14 protein-coding genes are annotated in these 14,522 nt (G+C 76.2%); 7 read left to right on the forward strand and 7 right to left on the reverse strand.

Going from position 1 to position 14,522, the window contains the following annotated elements; translation table 11 throughout:
- The first annotated feature begins 26 nt into the window (after positions 1–26).
- Positions 27–1,385, forward strand: coding sequence for a dipeptidase (locus OU787_RS14720; protein WP_268659590.1), 1,359 nt, complete (start codon positions 27–29; stop codon positions 1,383–1,385).
- A 65-nt stretch (positions 1,386–1,450) separates the two neighbouring features.
- On the forward strand, positions 1,451–2,569 hold the full coding sequence (locus tag OU787_RS14725; RefSeq protein WP_268659591.1) for an aminopeptidase P family protein: 1,119 nt from the start codon (positions 1,451–1,453) through the stop codon (positions 2,567–2,569).
- A 42-nt stretch (positions 2,570–2,611) separates the two neighbouring features.
- Here OU787_RS14725 and OU787_RS14730 read toward each other — a convergent pair whose 3' ends face one another.
- On the reverse strand, positions 2,612–3,502 hold the full coding sequence (locus OU787_RS14730) for a LysR family transcriptional regulator (protein ID WP_268659592.1): 891 nt from the start codon (positions 3,500–3,502) through the stop codon (positions 2,612–2,614).
- Positions 3,503–3,605: 103 nt separating this feature from the next.
- Between OU787_RS14730 and OU787_RS14735 the strand changes: the two genes are divergently transcribed.
- Both OU787_RS14735 and OU787_RS14740 read left to right on the forward strand, forming a co-directional pair.
- Positions 3,606–3,977 carry a YybH family protein gene (locus OU787_RS14735; RefSeq protein WP_030463221.1) on the forward strand — a complete coding sequence of 124 codons (372 nt, stop codon included), beginning with the start codon at positions 3,606–3,608 and terminating at the stop codon, positions 3,975–3,977.
- Positions 3,978–4,249: 272 nt separating this feature from the next.
- Positions 4,250–5,299 (forward strand): L,D-transpeptidase, encoded by a 1,050-nt coding sequence (locus tag OU787_RS14740; RefSeq protein WP_268659593.1) that lies wholly within the window; start codon positions 4,250–4,252, stop codon positions 5,297–5,299.
- A 91-nt stretch (positions 5,300–5,390) separates the two neighbouring features.
- Here the strand turns inward: OU787_RS14740 and OU787_RS14745 are convergent, their stop codons facing one another.
- From OU787_RS14745 to OU787_RS14755, 3 genes are all read right to left on the reverse strand, one after another.
- Positions 5,391–6,320 (reverse strand): GlxA family transcriptional regulator, encoded by a 930-nt coding sequence (locus OU787_RS14745; RefSeq protein WP_268659594.1) that lies wholly within the window; start codon positions 6,318–6,320, stop codon positions 5,391–5,393.
- Between the two features lie 200 nt (positions 6,321–6,520).
- On the reverse strand, positions 6,521–7,045 hold the full coding sequence (locus OU787_RS14750; protein WP_268659595.1) for a GNAT family N-acetyltransferase: 525 nt from the start codon (positions 7,043–7,045) through the stop codon (positions 6,521–6,523).
- Positions 7,042–7,617: a helix-turn-helix domain-containing protein gene (locus OU787_RS14755; protein WP_030463225.1), complete on the reverse strand. Its 576-nt coding sequence runs from the start codon at positions 7,615–7,617 to the stop codon at positions 7,042–7,044. The genes OU787_RS14750 and OU787_RS14755 overlap by 4 nt, the downstream gene beginning before the upstream one ends.
- Before the next feature lie 105 nt (positions 7,618–7,722).
- Between OU787_RS14755 and OU787_RS14760 the strand changes: the two genes are divergently transcribed.
- On the forward strand, positions 7,723–8,505 hold the full coding sequence (locus OU787_RS14760; protein WP_268659596.1) for an SURF1 family protein: 783 nt from the start codon (positions 7,723–7,725) through the stop codon (positions 8,503–8,505).
- Between the two features lie 19 nt (positions 8,506–8,524).
- Here OU787_RS14760 and OU787_RS14765 read toward each other — a convergent pair whose 3' ends face one another.
- Positions 8,525–9,196, reverse strand: a complete 672-nt coding sequence (locus OU787_RS14765) for a hypothetical protein (protein ID WP_268659597.1) — start codon at positions 9,194–9,196, stop codon at positions 8,525–8,527.
- Positions 9,197–9,233: 37 nt separating this feature from the next.
- Positions 9,234–11,057, reverse strand: coding sequence for a S9 family peptidase (locus OU787_RS14770; protein WP_268659598.1), 1,824 nt, complete (start codon positions 11,055–11,057; stop codon positions 9,234–9,236).
- Positions 11,058–11,209: 152 nt separating this feature from the next.
- Between OU787_RS14770 and OU787_RS14775 the strand changes: the two genes are divergently transcribed.
- Positions 11,210–11,758, forward strand: coding sequence for a DUF6197 family protein (locus tag OU787_RS14775; protein ID WP_268659599.1), 549 nt, complete (start codon positions 11,210–11,212; stop codon positions 11,756–11,758).
- 23 nt (positions 11,759–11,781) lie between these two features.
- On the opposite strand, the gene OU787_RS14780 is transcribed toward OU787_RS14775, so the two are convergent.
- On the reverse strand, positions 11,782–12,597 hold the full coding sequence (locus tag OU787_RS14780; RefSeq protein WP_268659600.1) for a helix-turn-helix transcriptional regulator: 816 nt from the start codon (positions 12,595–12,597) through the stop codon (positions 11,782–11,784).
- A 136-nt stretch (positions 12,598–12,733) separates the two neighbouring features.
- Between OU787_RS14780 and OU787_RS14785 the strand changes: the two genes are divergently transcribed.
- Positions 12,734–13,492 carry an SDR family oxidoreductase gene (locus OU787_RS14785; RefSeq protein ID WP_268659601.1) on the forward strand — a complete coding sequence of 253 codons (759 nt, stop codon included), beginning with the start codon at positions 12,734–12,736 and terminating at the stop codon, positions 13,490–13,492.
- Positions 13,493–14,522: the final 1,030 nt, after the last annotated feature.

Below are 14,522 nucleotides of genomic sequence, written 5' to 3' on the forward strand. Positions count from 1 at the left end.
ACGATGATCACCGCCGAGGAGCGCCCATGAGCACAGACACCGAACTCGCCGCCCGCGTCGCGGCGTTGATGCCGCAGGCCGAGCGGGACCTGGCCGAGCTGGTCGCCATCCCCTCGGTCGCCGACCCGCGGCAGCAGCCGCCGGAGAAGTGCCGGCAGGCCGCCGAGTGGGTGGCTGCCGCGTTCACCGGCGCGGGCCTGCGGGACGTCCGGCTGGCCGAGACCCCGGACGGCAGCCACGCCGTCCTCGGGCACCGCCCGCCGCCGCCCGGCGCGCCGACCGTGCTGCTGTACTGCCACTACGACGTGCAGCCGCCGCTGGACGACGCCGCCTGGACCACGCCCCCGTTCGAGCTGACCGAGCGGGACGGGCGCTGGTACGGGCGCGGCGCCGCGGACTGCAAGGGCAACATCGTCATGCACCTCACCGCGCTGCGGGCGCTCGGCGACGACCTGCCGGTGGGGATCAAGCTGGTCGCGGAGGGCTCGGAGGAGCAGGGCACCGGCGGCCTGGAGGCGTACGTCCCGCAGCACCCCGAGGACCTGCACGCGGACGTGCTGCTGGTCTGCGACACCGGCAACGCGGCGGTCGGGGTGCCGACCGCGACCACCTCGCTGCGCGGCCTGGCGAACGTCGTGGTGACGGTGCGGACGCTGGAGTCGGACATGCACTCCGGGATGTTCGGCGGCCCCGCCCCGGACGCGCTGGCCGCGCTGGTCCGGATCCTCGACTCGCTGCGCGACGCCGAGGGCGGGACCCGGATCGACGGGCTGGACAACGAGGGCACCTGGGAGGGCGTCGGGTACGACGAGCAGCAGTTCCGGGTGGACGCGGGCGTGCTGGAGGGCGTCGGCCTGACCGGGTCGGGGACGGTCGCGGACCGGCTGTGGGCGCGCCCGGCGGTGACGGTGCTGGGCATCGACTGCGCGCCGGTGGTCGGCTCGGCGGCGGCGATCCCCGGCACCGCCCGGGCCCGGGTCAGCCTGCGGGTGCCGCCCGGCATGGACCCGGGCACCGCGCAGGACGCGCTGACCGCGCACCTGGTGGCCGCGGCGCCGTGGGGCGCGCGGGTCACGGTGGAGCCGGAGTCGAAGGGCTCGCCGTTCCGGGCCGCCACCGACGGCCCGGCGTACGCGGCGCTGGACGCGGCCGCGCAGGAGGTCTACGGGAAGCCGCTGTCCTTCCTCGGGCAGGGCGGGTCGATCCCGCTGTGCAACGTGCTGGCGGCGCAGTACCCGGAGTCGGAGATCATCCTGATGGGCGTGGAGGAGCCGCGCTGCCTGATCCACGCGCCCAACGAGAGCGTGGACCCGTCCGAGATCGAGCACATGGCCACCGTGGAGGCGCTGTTCCTGCGCCACTACGCGGCCGCCCACCACCGCTGACGGCCGCTGACCGCCACTGACCGGCACTGACCGCCGCCGACCGCCGCTGATTCGAGAGGGAGCCCATGCCCGCGCCGTTCACCACCGCCGACTTCCAGGCCCGGATGGCCCGCGCCGCGACCGCCGCCGCGGACGCCGGCCTGGCCGGACTGGTCGTCACCCCCGGCCCCGACCTGGCCTACCTGACGGGCTACCAGCCCACCGCGACGACCGAGCGGCTGACCGCCCTGGTGATCGCGGCGGGGGCCGAACCGGTGCTGCTGGTGCCGAAGTTGGAGCGCCCGGACGCCGAACAGGCGCCGGGCGCGGAGGCCGTCCGGATGGCCGACTGGACGGACGGCAGCGACCCGTACGCGGCGCTCGCGCCGAACCTGGACGGCGGCGGCCGGTACGGGATCTCCGACAACGCCTGGGCGATGCACCTGCTCGGGCTGCAGCAGGCGCTGCCGGGCAGCTCGTACGCGGCGCTGACGGCGGTGCTGCCGATGCTGCGGGCGGTGAAGGACCACGACGAGCTGGAGCGGCTGGCCGCGGCCGGGGCGGCGGCGGACCTGGCGTACGGGGAGATCCTGGGGATGCCCTTCGTCGGGCGGACCGAGAACCAGGTGGCCGCCGACCTGGCCGCGCTGCTGATCAAGCACGGGCACAGCCAGGTCGACTTCACCGTGGTCGGCTCGGGGCCGAACGGGGCGAACCCGCACCACGAGGCCGGGGACCGGCTGATCCGGCAGGGCGACACCGTGGTGCTGGACTTCGGCGGGCTGAAGGACGGCTACGGCTCCGACACCACCCGGACCGTGTTCGTCGGCACCGAGCCGCCGGAGGAGGTGCTGGCCGTGCACGACCTGGTGCGGCGCGCCCAGCAGGCCGCGTTCGACGCCGTCGCGCCCGGGGTGACCTGCCAGGACATCGACCGGGTGGCCCGCAAGGTGATCACCGACGGCGGGTACGGCGAGTACTTCATCCACCGGGTCGGCCACGGCATCGGGCTCACCACGCACGAGCCGCCGTACATGGTCGAGGGCGAGACCCAGCCGCTGGTGCCCGGGATGTGCTTCTCGATCGAGCCGGGGATCTACCTGCCGGGGAGGTTCGGCGTCCGGATCGAGGACATCGTGACCGTCACCGAGGACGGCGGGCTGCGGTTCAACGGGACGCCGCACGAGCTGGCGTTCGTGAACTAGGCATCGGGGAACGGGGAAGGGCCGCCCGGTGGCGGCCCTTCGTCATGCCGGGGGTGCCGGGAGGTGGAAGGCCCGGCGCAGGGCGGAGAGCAGGGCGGCCAGGGCCGGGGGCGGGGACGGGCGGTTGACCAGGGCGAGCAGGGCCGGGGTGGTCAGGTCGGCGACCGGGACGGGGGTGAGGGCCGGGAAGGCCGCGGCCATCGAGCGGCTGAGCACGGCCACGCCGAGGCCGCGGGCGGCCAGGTCGGCGATCGCGGCGGCGGCGCCGGCCTCCAGGGCGATGCGCGGGGTGAGGCCGCGGGCGGCGCAGTCGCGGTCCAGGACGGCGCGCAGGCCGGTGCCGCGGGGCATGCAGATCAGCGGGTGGGCGAGCAGGTCGGCGAGGGCGGGGGCGGGGACGTCCAGCAGCGGGTGGCCGGGCGGGACGGCGGCGACCAGCGGCTCGCCGACCACCACGTGCGCGTCCAGGCCCTCGGGGGCGGGGGCGGGGCGGCCGATCAGGGCGAGGTCGAGGGCGCCGGTGCGGACGGCCTCGGTGAGGTGATCGGAGTCGTCCTCCAGCAGGGCGAGTTCGACGCCCGGGTGGGCCCGGTGGAAGGCGGCCAGGCCGTCGAAGAGCGGGGTGAGGGTGCAGCCCGCGACCATGCCCAGCCGCAGGCTGCCGCGGACCAGGCCGGTGACCTCGCCGACCGCCTGCTCGACCGCGCGGGCGGCGGCCAGGGCCTGCCGGGCGTGCTCCAGGGCGGCCTTCCCGGCGACGGTGAGGGTCACGGCGCGGGCCGAGCGGTCGAACAGTTCGGCGCCCAACTCCCGTTCCAGCTGCCGGACCTGGGCGCTCACCCCGGACTGGCTGATGTGCACCCGCTCGGCGGCCCGGGTGAAGTTGCGCTCCTCGGCGACCGCGACGAAGTACTCCAGCTGCCTCAGTTCCATGAGTACTGATTCTAGTAGGGAGCACAACCAGCTGTTGGACTTCTGGCCGGGGCGGGAGGAGGGTGGAGGGCACAGGGCAGGACGACGAGCGAAGGAGCCGATGATGGGCGAGTACGAGAAGGCGATGCGGCCCGAGGACCTGACCCGGCTGTTCGTGGAGCGCTCCAACGCGGGCGACGCCGCCGGGGTCGCCGCGCTGTACGAGGAGCACGCCGTGATGGCCTACCCGCCGGGGCAGTTCACGGTCGGCCGGGCCGCGATCCAGCAGCTGTGGGAGCAAGTACTGGCCCACCGGCCGCAGTTCACGCCCGAACCGCCGCTGCCCACGCTGGCCGCGGACGGCATCGCGCTGACCGCCACCCCGCCGAAGGACGGCGCCGGGGCCCGCGCCCAGGTGGTGCGGCAGCAGCCCGACGGCAGCTGGCTGCGGCTGCTGGACCAGCCGGAGTTCCAGCGCCCGGGCGGGGCGGGCTGACCCCGTCCGGACACCGCGCCGCGGCCGTGCGGAATCGTGACACTTCTCCGGGCCCGGGGCCGAAACCCGGCCGCCCCTTCGTGCGTGTACCTCTTCCGGAAAGATCGAACGGAGGGGGCCGTCGTGCGACGGATTTCGATGGTGGGCGGGGTACTGGGCGGGGTGCTGCTGCTGGCCGCGTGCGGGGGCGGCGGCACCGGGGGCGGCGCGGGCGCCGGGGGCCGGCCCGGGGCGGGGAGAGCAGCCCGGCGGCGCCCAAGGCGTCCGCGGCCGTGCTGTCGATCGAGCCCGGGGACGGCGCGCAGGACGTGGCCCCGGGCGCGGTCAAGGTCTCGGTGGCGACCGGCAAGCTGACCGAGGTGACCGTCACCGACCAGGACGGCAGGCCGGTCGAGGGCGCCATCGCCGCCGACAGCCTCAGCTGGGTCCCGGTCACGGGCGGCCTCGCGGTCGGCGCGACCTACCGGGTGAACGCCAAGGCCGCCGACGCCGACGGCGTGGCCACCACCGCCACCAGCACCTTCACCACCCTCGTCCCCAAGCGGACCGCCAAGGTCGAGGACAACGTGGTGACCGGCGACAGCTTCGGCGTCGGCATGATCATCTCGGTGGACTTCGGCGTGAAGGTCAAAAACAAGGAGGCGGCCGAGCGGGCCGTCGTCGTCGAAGCCTCGGACGGCACCCAGGTCAAGGGGCACTGGTTCGAGAACGACACCCGGCTCGACCTGCGCCCCGCCGAGTACTGGAAGCCCGGCACCACCGTGCAGGTCCACCTGCGCACCAAGAGCGTGGAACTGGCGCCCGGCGTGTACGGCGCGACCCAGCGCGACGAGCACTTCACCATCGCCCGCTCCCGGATCAGCGAGGTCGACGCCCGCACCCACCAGATGGTGGTCAAGGAGGACGGCAAGCCCGACCAGACCATCCCGATCGTCGCGGGCACCAACGACAACCCCTCCTGGAACGGCACCATGACCATCTCGGCCAAGAGCCGGATGGAGAAGATGACCTCCGAGGGCCAGACCAACCTCAAGGGCCCCGGCTACGAGGCGATGGAACCGCACGCGATGCGCCTGACCTCCTCCGGCACCTACCTGCACGGCAACCCGCAGGCCGCCGGGTCGGTCGGGCGGGCGAACATCAGCCACGGCTGCATCGGCATGGTCGACACCCCGCAGGGCGACGAGGACTCGACCGCCGGAAAGGTCTACGCCGCTTCGAAGATCGGCGACGTGGTGATCGTCCGGAACTCCGTCAAGCAGGAGCCGCTCGACCCCTCCAACGGCCTCAGCGGCTGGACCATGCCCTGGTCGCAGTGGTGACCGCGGGCCGGACGCGATGATGAACGCGGGCCGGTCGCGGCGGTGAGCGCGGCTCGGACGCGGCGGTGAGCGCGGTCCGCGGCGGCGGGCCTCAGCGGGTGCGGCGGCGGTAGTCGGCCGGGGTGGTGGCCAGGGTGCGGGCGAAGGCCCGGCGCATCGCCTCGGCCGAGCCGTAGCCGCAGGCCCGGGCGATCTGCTCGACGCCGTCCCGGGTGTCCTCCAGCCGGCGGCGGGCCGCCTCCAGTCGGGCCCCGGCCACGTAGCGGCCCGGGGTGACGCCGACGTCCGCGGTGAAGACCCGGGCGAACTGGCGCGGCGACAGCGCGGCGCGGCGGGCCAGCGACTCCACCGACAGGTCGTCCTCGGGGTGCTCGGTGATCCAGCGCTGCACCTCGCGCACCGGGTCCCGCTCGGCGAGCTGCGCCGACAGCTGCGCGGAGAACTGGGCCTGGCCGCCCGGACGGCGCAGGAACACCACCAGCTCGCGGGCGATCGCCAGCGCGGCGTCCCGGCCGAGGTCCTCCTCGACCAGGTGCAGTGCCAGGTCGATGCCGGCGGTGACGCCCGCCGAGGACAGGAACCGCCCGTCCCGGACGTAGATCGGCTCCGGGTCGACGGTCAGCTCGGGGTACTGGGCGGCCAGCGTCGCGCAGTGCCGCCAGTGCGTGGTGACCCGGCGGCCCGCCAGCAGGCCGGCCGCGGCCAGCAGGAAGGTGCCGGTGCAGACCGAGACGACCCGCCGGGCCTCGGCCGCGAGGGCGGCGATCCGGACCAGCAGCCCGGGATCGACCACTTCCCGGGTACCGGCACCGCCCGGCACCAGCAGGGTGTGCGCGGGGGCGGCCAGGTCGAGATCGGTGTCGGGCAGCAGGGTGAGACCGCTGCTGGTGCGCACCGGGCGGCCGCCCGGCGAGGCGGTGGTGACGGCGTAGCCGCCCGCGTGGAACACCTCCAGCGGGCCGCTGACGTCGAGGCTCTGCACCCCGTCGAACAGGACCATCAGCACACTGCGGGTCGACATGCTCCCAGCCTGGCGGGCGGGGGTGGTGGCAGCAAGGACACGGACCCCACTTTTTCTGCCATCGGGTGGGGCGGTGGGGAAGGGCCGGGGTGGGGTGAGGAGGCCCTGCGGGCAAGGGAGTCAGGGGATCCGGGGCGGGGGCCGTCGGGCAGCGGGAAGAGCCGGGGCGGGCGGGGAGGTGGCCCGGGCCGGCCAGGGGGTCAGGCGAGGTGTTTGTAGTAGTAGGTGGTGTCGGCGAGGGTGCCGTCCGGGGTGGCGGCGTGGGCGGGGACGGTGCCGAAGGGGGTCCAGTGGGCGGTGCGGTAGAGGCGTTCGGCGGGGCTGCCGGTCTGGGTGTCGAGCAGGAGGAGGGTGGCGCCGGCGGTGCGGGCGGCCTGTTCGGCGTGGGTCAGCAGGTGGCGGCCGAGGCCCGCGCCGCGGGCGGTGCGGTGGACCAGGAGTTTGGCGATCTCGGCGCGGTGGCGGCCGTTCGGCTTCTGTTCGCGGAGCAGGGAGACGGTGCCCAGGGCTCGGCCGGCGGGGTCCTCGGCGGTCCAGAGCAGGCGGGTGCCGTCGGCGACGGAGGGGCGGAGGGTGTCCCACCAGGCGGCGGCCTCGGCGTGGGTGGTGCCGGCCAGGAAGCCGACCGAGGCGCCGTCGGCGACCGCGTCCAGCAGCAGGTCGGCGAGGGTGTCGCGGCGGGCGTCCAGGCCCTCGGGGGTGAGCAGCAGCGGGGGCGGGGTCATGGCAGCACCAGGGCGATCAGGTAGCGGGCGGGGTGGGGGCCGGGGCAGTGGAAGCCGGAGGTGCCGTGCAGGCGGTAGCGGAGGCAGTCGCCCGCGGCGAGGTGGTGCACGGTGCCGTCGAGTTCCAGGTGCAGTTCGCCGTCGAGCACCCACAGGTGCTGTTCCAGGCCGGGGACGGGCGGGGCGTCGTAGCGGATGGCCGCGCCGGGCGGGAGGGTGCCCTCGACCAGTTCGGCGCGCAGCCCGGGGTGCGGGGGCGAGACGGAGCGGCGGGCGAAGCCGGTGGCCGGGTCGTGCCAGCGCGGCTGGTCGGCGGCGCGCAGCAGGCCGGGCGGTTCGGCCTCGACCTCGGCCAGCAGCCGGGAGACGGTGCGGCCGTGGGCGGAGCAGAGCCGGCCGAGCTGGGCGGCCGTCGGGCTGAGTTCGGCGCGTTCCAGCCGGGACAGCGTGGAGCGGCTGATGCCGCTGCGGCGGGCGAGTTCGTCCAGTGACCAGCCGCGGTCGGCGCGCAGGGCGGCGAGGCGGGCGGCCAGGCGGTGGTCCTCCTCGCCCGGGAGGTCGTCGTTTCTCACATCAGGGACAGTATCCCGAAATGGAGAGATCGGGGAACGGGGTCGGCGGCGGGGAGCCGGCGACCCGCGCTCATCGGGGATGTCAGGAATGGTTACCGTGGTGGGGTGTACCGGTTCCTGCTCAGCCCGCGGTGGCTCGTCGGCACGGTCGTCGCGGTGGCGGCGATCGTGGTCTGCCTGATGCTGGGCACCTGGCAGCTGGACCGCTTCGAGTCCCGGGTCTCGACCCACCAGGAGAACGGGCGGGCCGCGGCCGCGTCCGCGCAGGCCGACGCGCAGCCGCTGGCGGCGGTGCTGCCGGACGGCGCGGCGAAGGTCGGCACCGACACCGTCGGCCGGACGGTGCGCGTCACCGGCGCGTACGACGGCGCGCACCAACTGCTGGTGCCGAGCCGGACGGTGGACGGCAAGCAGGGCTACTACGTGCTGACGCCGCTGCTCACCGACGGCGGCCGGGCGGTGGCCGTGGTGCGCGGCTGGGCGGCGGGCGAGCCCGGGGCGGCGCCGGACGTGCCGGCCGGGCAGGTCAGCGTGACCGGCCGGCTGCAGGCCCCGGAGAACAGCGGCAGCGGCGGTGCGGTGGCGGGCGGCCTGCCCGCCGGGCAGCTGGGCACGATCAGTCCGGCGACGCTGGTGAACGTGCTGCCGTACCCCGTGTACGACGGCTGGGTCGCGGCCGACGACGTCCCGTCCGGGCTGACGGCGGTGCCCACGGTGCAGCCGGAGGGCGGGGACGGGCTGAGCCTGCGGGCGTTCCAGAACCTGGGCTACACCCTGGAGTGGTTCGTCTTCGCCGGGTTCGTGGTGTTCATGTGGTTCCGGCTGGTGCGCCGCGAGGCGGAGGCCGCCCAGGACCGGGCCCTCGGGCTGGACCCGGTCCTGGACTGACCCACTGCCGGTTGCCCGCTCAGCCGGACTTCGACGGCGACGGGGACGGCGTCCGCAGCGGGGAGGGCGACTTCGACGGCAGGGCGCCCGGCGCGGAAGCGCTCGGGCTGCCGCACGGCACCGGCGGAGCCGCGGCGCTCGCCCCGGTGCCGGTCGGCGCCGGTGCCGGCGTGCCGGTGGCCGGGCTCGCCGCGGGCAGCGCGCCGGGGGTGGCGCAGCCCTCGTGGAAGTCGCCGCCCACGACGCCGGGCGCGGGCGACGGGTTGCCGCAGTCGTCGACGTAGTCGTCGGTGCGGGTGGAGCCCGCGGTGCGGTGGTGGTAGTGGTGCACCACCGTGGTGCCGCCTCCGCCGTAGTGCGTGATGCCCGAGCCGCTGGAGCCCGAGCCCTTGCTGCCGGAGCCGCCGGAGCCGGAGCCCTTGCTGCCGGAGCTCTTGGAGCCCTTCGAACCCCGGCTGCCGGAGCCGCCCTTCGAGCTGCGGCCGCCGCCGCTGCTGCCGCTCTTGGCCAGCACGACGTTGCCGCCGCCGTTCCCGGCCGACACCGCGTCGGCGAGGGTGAGGCCGGTGTCGGCGGCGACGGCACCGGCCGCCCGGACGCAGCCGTGGTCCCCGCTGCCCGAGGAGCAGCCGGCCGCGGTCAGCAGCACGGCGCCGGCCGCGACGACGGCCAGCGCGGCGCGTCCACCCATCAGTCGTCCCCCTTGTCGGCGTCGATCGGCCCGCAGGTCACCGGACGGTGCCGGGCGCCAGGTGGCGCCGGACGAAGTCGATCTCCAGCCGGAGCTGCTTGATCCGCTCGTCGACGACCAGCGAACCGTGCCCGGCATCGTAGCGGTACACCTCGTGGACCTTGCCGAGCTCCTCCAGCCTGCGGACGTAGTTGTCGATCTGCCGGATCGGGCAGCGCGGGTCGTTGACGCCGGCGCTGATGTACACCGGGGCCTTGACCCGCTCGACGTGGGTGAGCGGGGAGGAGGCGTGCCAGCGTTCCGGGACCTCCTCGGGCGTGCCGCCGAACAGCGTCCGGTCCAGCGACTTGAGCGCCTCCATCTCGTCGGCGTACGCGGTGAGGTAGTCGGCGACCGGGACGGCGGCCAGGCCGAGCGTCCAGTGGTCGGGCTGGGTGCCGAGGCCGAGGAGGGTGAGGTAGCCGCCCCAGGAGCCGCCGGAGAGCACCAGCCGGTCCGGGTCGGCCAGGCCGGAGGCCACCGCCCAGTCGCGGACGGCGCCGATGTCCTCCAGCTCGATCAGGCCGACGCGTTCGGTGAGGGCGTCGGTCCAGGCCTGCCCGTAGCCGGTGGAGCCGCGGTAGTTGACCCGGACGACGGCGAAGCCGTGGTCGAGCCAGGCGGCGGGCCCGGCCGCGAAGGAGTCGCTGTCGTGGTGGGTCGGGCCGCCGTGCACCTCGAACACCGTGGGGTGCGGGCCGTCGCCCGCCGGGCGCTGCACCAGGGCGTGCACCCGGCCGCCGGGGCCGTCCACCCAGACGTCCTCGACCGGCGCCGAGCCGGGCGGGACGGCGCCGGGGGCGCGCAGCACCACCGCGCCGGAGGTGGAGCGCACCGCGGACGGCTCGGCGGCCGAGGACCACAGGAACTCCACCGTGCCGTCGGGGCGGGCGGTGGCCCCGGCGACGGTGCCGCGCGGGGTGTCCAGCCGGGTCAGCTCGGCGGTGTCCAGGTCGTAGGAGAACAGCTCGGAGCGGGCCTCGTACTCGTGCTCGATCAGCAGCGAGCGGGCGTCCGGGCGCCACTGGGCGGACAGGTCGCCGGGGAACGGGCGGCCCTGTTCGTCGCGGAGCTTCAGCTCGGTCTCGGTGTCGGCCGCGACGTCCCACAGCATCGGCTCCCAGCGGCCGCTGCGCTGGTGGGCGACCAGCAGCCGGGTGTCGCCGGGGGCGGGCGCGAAGCCCAGGCAGGCGACGCCGCGCGGCTCGGTGCGGCCGGTGACCTCGTCGAGTTCGGCGACGGTGGCGCCGTCGGCCAGGCGCAGCACCCGGATCGCCGAGTGCATCGCGTCGCCGTGCTCGGTGTGGTCGACGGCCAGCAGGGTGCTGTCGTGCGAGAGGTCGCCGACGCCGCCGTACTCGGCGTGCCGGTAGACCACCTCGGGCCCGTCGGCGCCGGGGCGGCGCAGGTACAGGGTGGTGCCCTCGTCGTCGGTGGAGGTGCCGACCACCACGGTGCCGTCGCGGCCGAGCGCCAGGCCCGCCGAGTAGGCGGCGGGCACGCCCGGGACGGCCTCCTCGTCGGGGCCGCCGGCGAAGGGCTGGCGGCGCCAGACGCCGAACTCGTCGCCGTCGGTGTCGTCGAACCACCAGATCCACTGGCCGTCGGGGGCGAGTTCGGCGTCGGTGGTGCCGTTGGGGCGGTCGGTGACCCGGCGGTGCTCGTCGGTGGAGCGGTCCCACGCGTACACCTCGTAGGTGCCGGTCGCGTTGGACACGTACAGCGCCCGGTCGGGTGCCTCGTCCGCCCAGTCGGGCAGGGAGACCCGCGCCGCCCGGAACCGCTGCTCCCACGCCGGAACGACGTTCGTCTGCTCGTTCATGCACTCATCCAACCCGATGCCGGGGGGTGATCGGAACGGGTCGGCGGGGCGGACGGGATCGGTTCGGACACGGAGCTGGTGCGGTGCGGTTCCTGACGGACTATCAACGGTACCGTGACAAACACGGACATATCGACCGGAGGAGTCTCGCCGTGACCGTCCCCGCGCCCCCGTTCGACCGGCTCGACGCCCACGACCTCGCCCTGGAGCTGGGCCTGGTCGAGGAGATCGAGCAGTACCTGGCCGGACTGCCCGCCCCCGGGCCCGTCCTCCCGCCCGCGCCACCGGCCGCCCCGCACGGCAGCGTCCGGCAGCCCTGGAACCACGGCCACCCGCTGCCCGGCCGCTCGCTGCTGGACCGGCTGGCCCGCCGCCCGGCCCGCCCGGCCGAGGTCACCGTCGCCGGGCACCTGCGGCTGACCTCCCGCTACCTCGCCGAGGCGGGCTGGACGCAGGGCGCGCTGTGGGACGCCCGGGGCCGGGTCTGCCTGCTGGGCGCGCAGACCGCCGTCCTGGCGCACGGCTACGGCACCGCGCACACGGTGCGCCGGGCCCGCGCCCAGGTGATGGAGGTGCTGCACGCCACCGGCCGCCCGGTGCCCTCCCCCGACGTGTGGAACGACCGCCCGGGCCGCCGCCAGGCCGAGGTGCACGCGCTGCTGGAACGGGCCGGGGCCCGCGCGCTCTCCCTCGGGATCTGAGCCCGGACCCGCCGCTCCCCGGCTCAGCGCGCCGCGGCGGCGGTGAGCCCCGCCAGCCGCCCGGCGGTCACCGAACCCGGCTCGACGGTGTAGACGACCAGCAGCAGCCCCGGCTCGCCGGGCGGGGCCAGCGTCTCGTACCCGAAGTCCAGCTCCCCGGCCCGCGGGTGCAGCAGCAGCTTGCGCCCGGACGCCTTCTCCCGGACGCCGTGCCGGGCCCACAGCTCGGCGAACAGCGGGCTCCCGGCGGCCAGTTCGGCCAGCAGCGCGGCCAGCTCGGGGTCGTCGGGGTGCCGGGCCGCGTCCAGCCGCAGGTGGGCGACGGTCTCGGCGGCGACCCGCTCGAACTCCGGGTACAGCCGGCCGCCGGCCTCGGTGAGGAAGGCGTGCCGGGCCATGTTGCGCTCGCCCGGCGGCAGCGCGGAGAACCCGACCACCGCGTCCGCCGGGGCGTTCCAGGCCAGTACGTCCATGCAGCGGCCGAGCACGAACGCCGGGGTCGCCAGCGCGTCCAGCACCAGCCGCAGCCCCGGCCGGAGCTGCCGGGGCGTGCGCCGGTGGGTGCCGCGCGGCGGGCGGGCCAGGGTGTGCAGGTGGCCGCGCTCGGTGGCGTCCAGCCGCAGCACCCGGGCCACCGCGTCCAGCACCTCCGCGGAGACGCCGTCGCCCCGGCCCTGTTCGAGCCGCACGTAGTAGTCGACGCTCACCCCGGCCAGCTGCGCCACCTCCTCGCGGCGCAGCCCCGGCACCCGGCGTCGGCGCCCCAGCTCCGGCAGGCCCACGTCGGACGGCTGGATCCGGGCCCGGCGCTGCCGCAGGAACTCCCCCAGTTCGCTCATGCCCAGACGATACGTCGGCCGCCGCGAAGGTGGTTCTCGCGGACCCAGGAAAACCACGGCCCTGGGTGGCGCCGCCGCCCGCGGCCAGACTCGTCCCGTCAGCAGGACGCAGGAACGGACGAGGAGAGCGATTCCCATGGGCTACCCCGCACTGAACGGTCGGACCGCGGTCGTCACCGGAGCCGCCAGCGGCATGGGCGAGGCGGTCGCCCGGCAGCTGGTCGCGGACGGCGCCCGGGTCGCGCTGCTGGCCCGCCGGGCCGACCGGCTCGCCGCGCTGGCCGCCGAACTCGGCCCGAACGCGCTCGCGGTGGCCGCCGACGTCACCGACCGGGCCGCGGTGGACGCGGCGGCCGAGCTGGTCCACGAGACCTTCGGCCGGGTCGACCTGCTGGTCAACGCGGCCGGCGTGATGCTGCCCAACCCGGTCGACGACGGCCGGATCGACGAGTGGTCCCGCATGATCGACACCAACCTGACCGGCGCGCTGCGGATCATCCGCGCCTTCGGCCCCGACCTGGTCGCCGCCGCGGCGGCCGGCGGCACCGCCGACCTGGTCGACGTCTCCTCGATCGGCGCGCACGTGGTCTTCCCCAACTACGCGGTGTACGGCGCCACCAAGGCCGCGCTGACCCAGCTGTCGGCCGCGCTGCGCAGCGAGTACGGCCCGCGCGACGTGCGGGTCACCAACATCGAACCCGGCCTGACCGACACCGAGTTGGGCAGCCACATCGACAACCCGGCGCTCGGCCCGGACGGGCAGCTCGGCGCGATGTTCGACGCGATCGGCCCGCTGGCCGCCGCGGACGTCGCCGACCTGGTCGCCTACGCGACCAGCCGCCCCCGGCACGTGAACCTGCGCCAGCTGGTGGTGCTGCCGACCCGGCAGGCCTGAGCGCCGCCCAGGCCCGGTCCGGTCGGTCTTGTCGGATCAGCGCGCGGCGTCGGGCTCCCCCAGCCCCGAGGGGGGCTGGGAGGTGCCCCCTGGGCTGGGAGTGCCGGCCCGACGCCCTCGTACTGGATGTACTTGGGTGTTGGGCCGGTGCTTCCAGGCGGGATGCCCGGCGTCGCGCGCCCGGCAAGATCGGCCGGACAGGGCCTACGGGGTGGCGCTCGGGGAGGCGCCCTGGGCCGGGGCGGGGGCGGGCTCCGGGCCGGTCCAGTAGACCGTGCCGCCGCAGCCGACCGGCAGGGTGGTGCCGACCGGTGGGTCCGCGGAGGCGGCCGGGTCGGGGGTGTAGCCGAGCGTGAAGGCGGCGGCCGGCGGGGGGTGGCGGTCGCGCCGCCGGTCGGGGCGGCGGTCGGGGACGGGTCGGTCCCGGCCGCGACCCGGGTCGGTCCGGGGTCGGACCGGCGGCGGCCGCGGGGTCGGCGCCGGTGCCGGCGGGCGCCGCGGCGCCGCTGGCCGCCGGGGTGGCCGGCGGCGGCCCGGCCGGACCGGTGGGCGTGCCGGAGGCGGTGGCGCAGCCCGCCGGCACCCAGGCGAAGCGCACCAGGTACGAGCCGCCCGCGTCGAGCAGGACGGCGGCGGGCAGCGCCGCCGGGTCGGACAGCGAGCCGGCCGGGTCGCCGGCGGTGTGCGCGAGCAGGCGGACGCCGGCCGCCCCGCCGCCCAGCGCGAGCGCCCCGGGGCCGGGGACCCGGCAGGGGCGGGGGCCGGTGTTGGTCAGCCGGAACCAGCCGTACACCTTGCCGTCGGCCGGGTCGGCGGCGGCCTGCTGGACGTCGGCCCGGCCGAGGTCGGTGCGGGCGCAGGGCGGGACGGCGGCGGACGGGGCGGCGGGGTCGGGGTCGGCGGACGGGTTGGGGAGCGTCTCGGGGCCGGTGCCGGTCGGTCCGGCGGTGGGCAGGGCGGCGGCGGTGTGCGGGTGGCCGGGGTGGGGGCCGGGCGTCTTGGCGGGGCTGCTGCCGGGGCCGGGCGCGGC

It is taken from the genome of Kitasatospora sp. YST-16 (assembly GCF_026802215.1).
In the GTDB taxonomy this organism is placed as follows: domain Bacteria; phylum Actinomycetota; class Actinomycetes; order Streptomycetales; family Streptomycetaceae; genus Kitasatospora; species Kitasatospora cineracea.

Coding starts and splice junctions, on each gene's coding strand:
- OU787_RS14720 (WP_268659590.1), top strand. CDS start 27: ATGAGCACAGACACCGAACTCGCCGCCCGCGTCGCGGCGTTGATGCCG.
- OU787_RS14725 (WP_268659591.1), top strand. CDS start 1,451: ATGCCCGCGCCGTTCACCACCGCCGACTTCCAGGCCCGGATGGCCCGC.
- OU787_RS14730 (WP_268659592.1), bottom strand. CDS start 3,502: ATGGAACTGAGGCAGCTGGAGTACTTCGTCGCGGTCGCCGAGGAGCGC.
- OU787_RS14735 (WP_030463221.1), top strand. CDS start 3,606: ATGGGCGAGTACGAGAAGGCGATGCGGCCCGAGGACCTGACCCGGCTG.
- OU787_RS14745 (WP_268659594.1), bottom strand. CDS start 6,320: ATGTCGACCCGCAGTGTGCTGATGGTCCTGTTCGACGGGGTGCAGAGC.
- OU787_RS14750 (WP_268659595.1), bottom strand. CDS start 7,045: ATGACCCCGCCCCCGCTGCTGCTCACCCCCGAGGGCCTGGACGCCCGC.
- OU787_RS14765 (WP_268659597.1), bottom strand. CDS start 9,196: ATGGGTGGACGCGCCGCGCTGGCCGTCGTCGCGGCCGGCGCCGTGCTG.
- OU787_RS14770 (WP_268659598.1), bottom strand. CDS start 11,057: ATGAACGAGCAGACGAACGTCGTTCCGGCGTGGGAGCAGCGGTTCCGG.
- OU787_RS14780 (WP_268659600.1), bottom strand. CDS start 12,597: ATGAGCGAACTGGGGGAGTTCCTGCGGCAGCGCCGGGCCCGGATCCAG.
- OU787_RS14785 (WP_268659601.1), top strand. CDS start 12,734: ATGGGCTACCCCGCACTGAACGGTCGGACCGCGGTCGTCACCGGAGCC.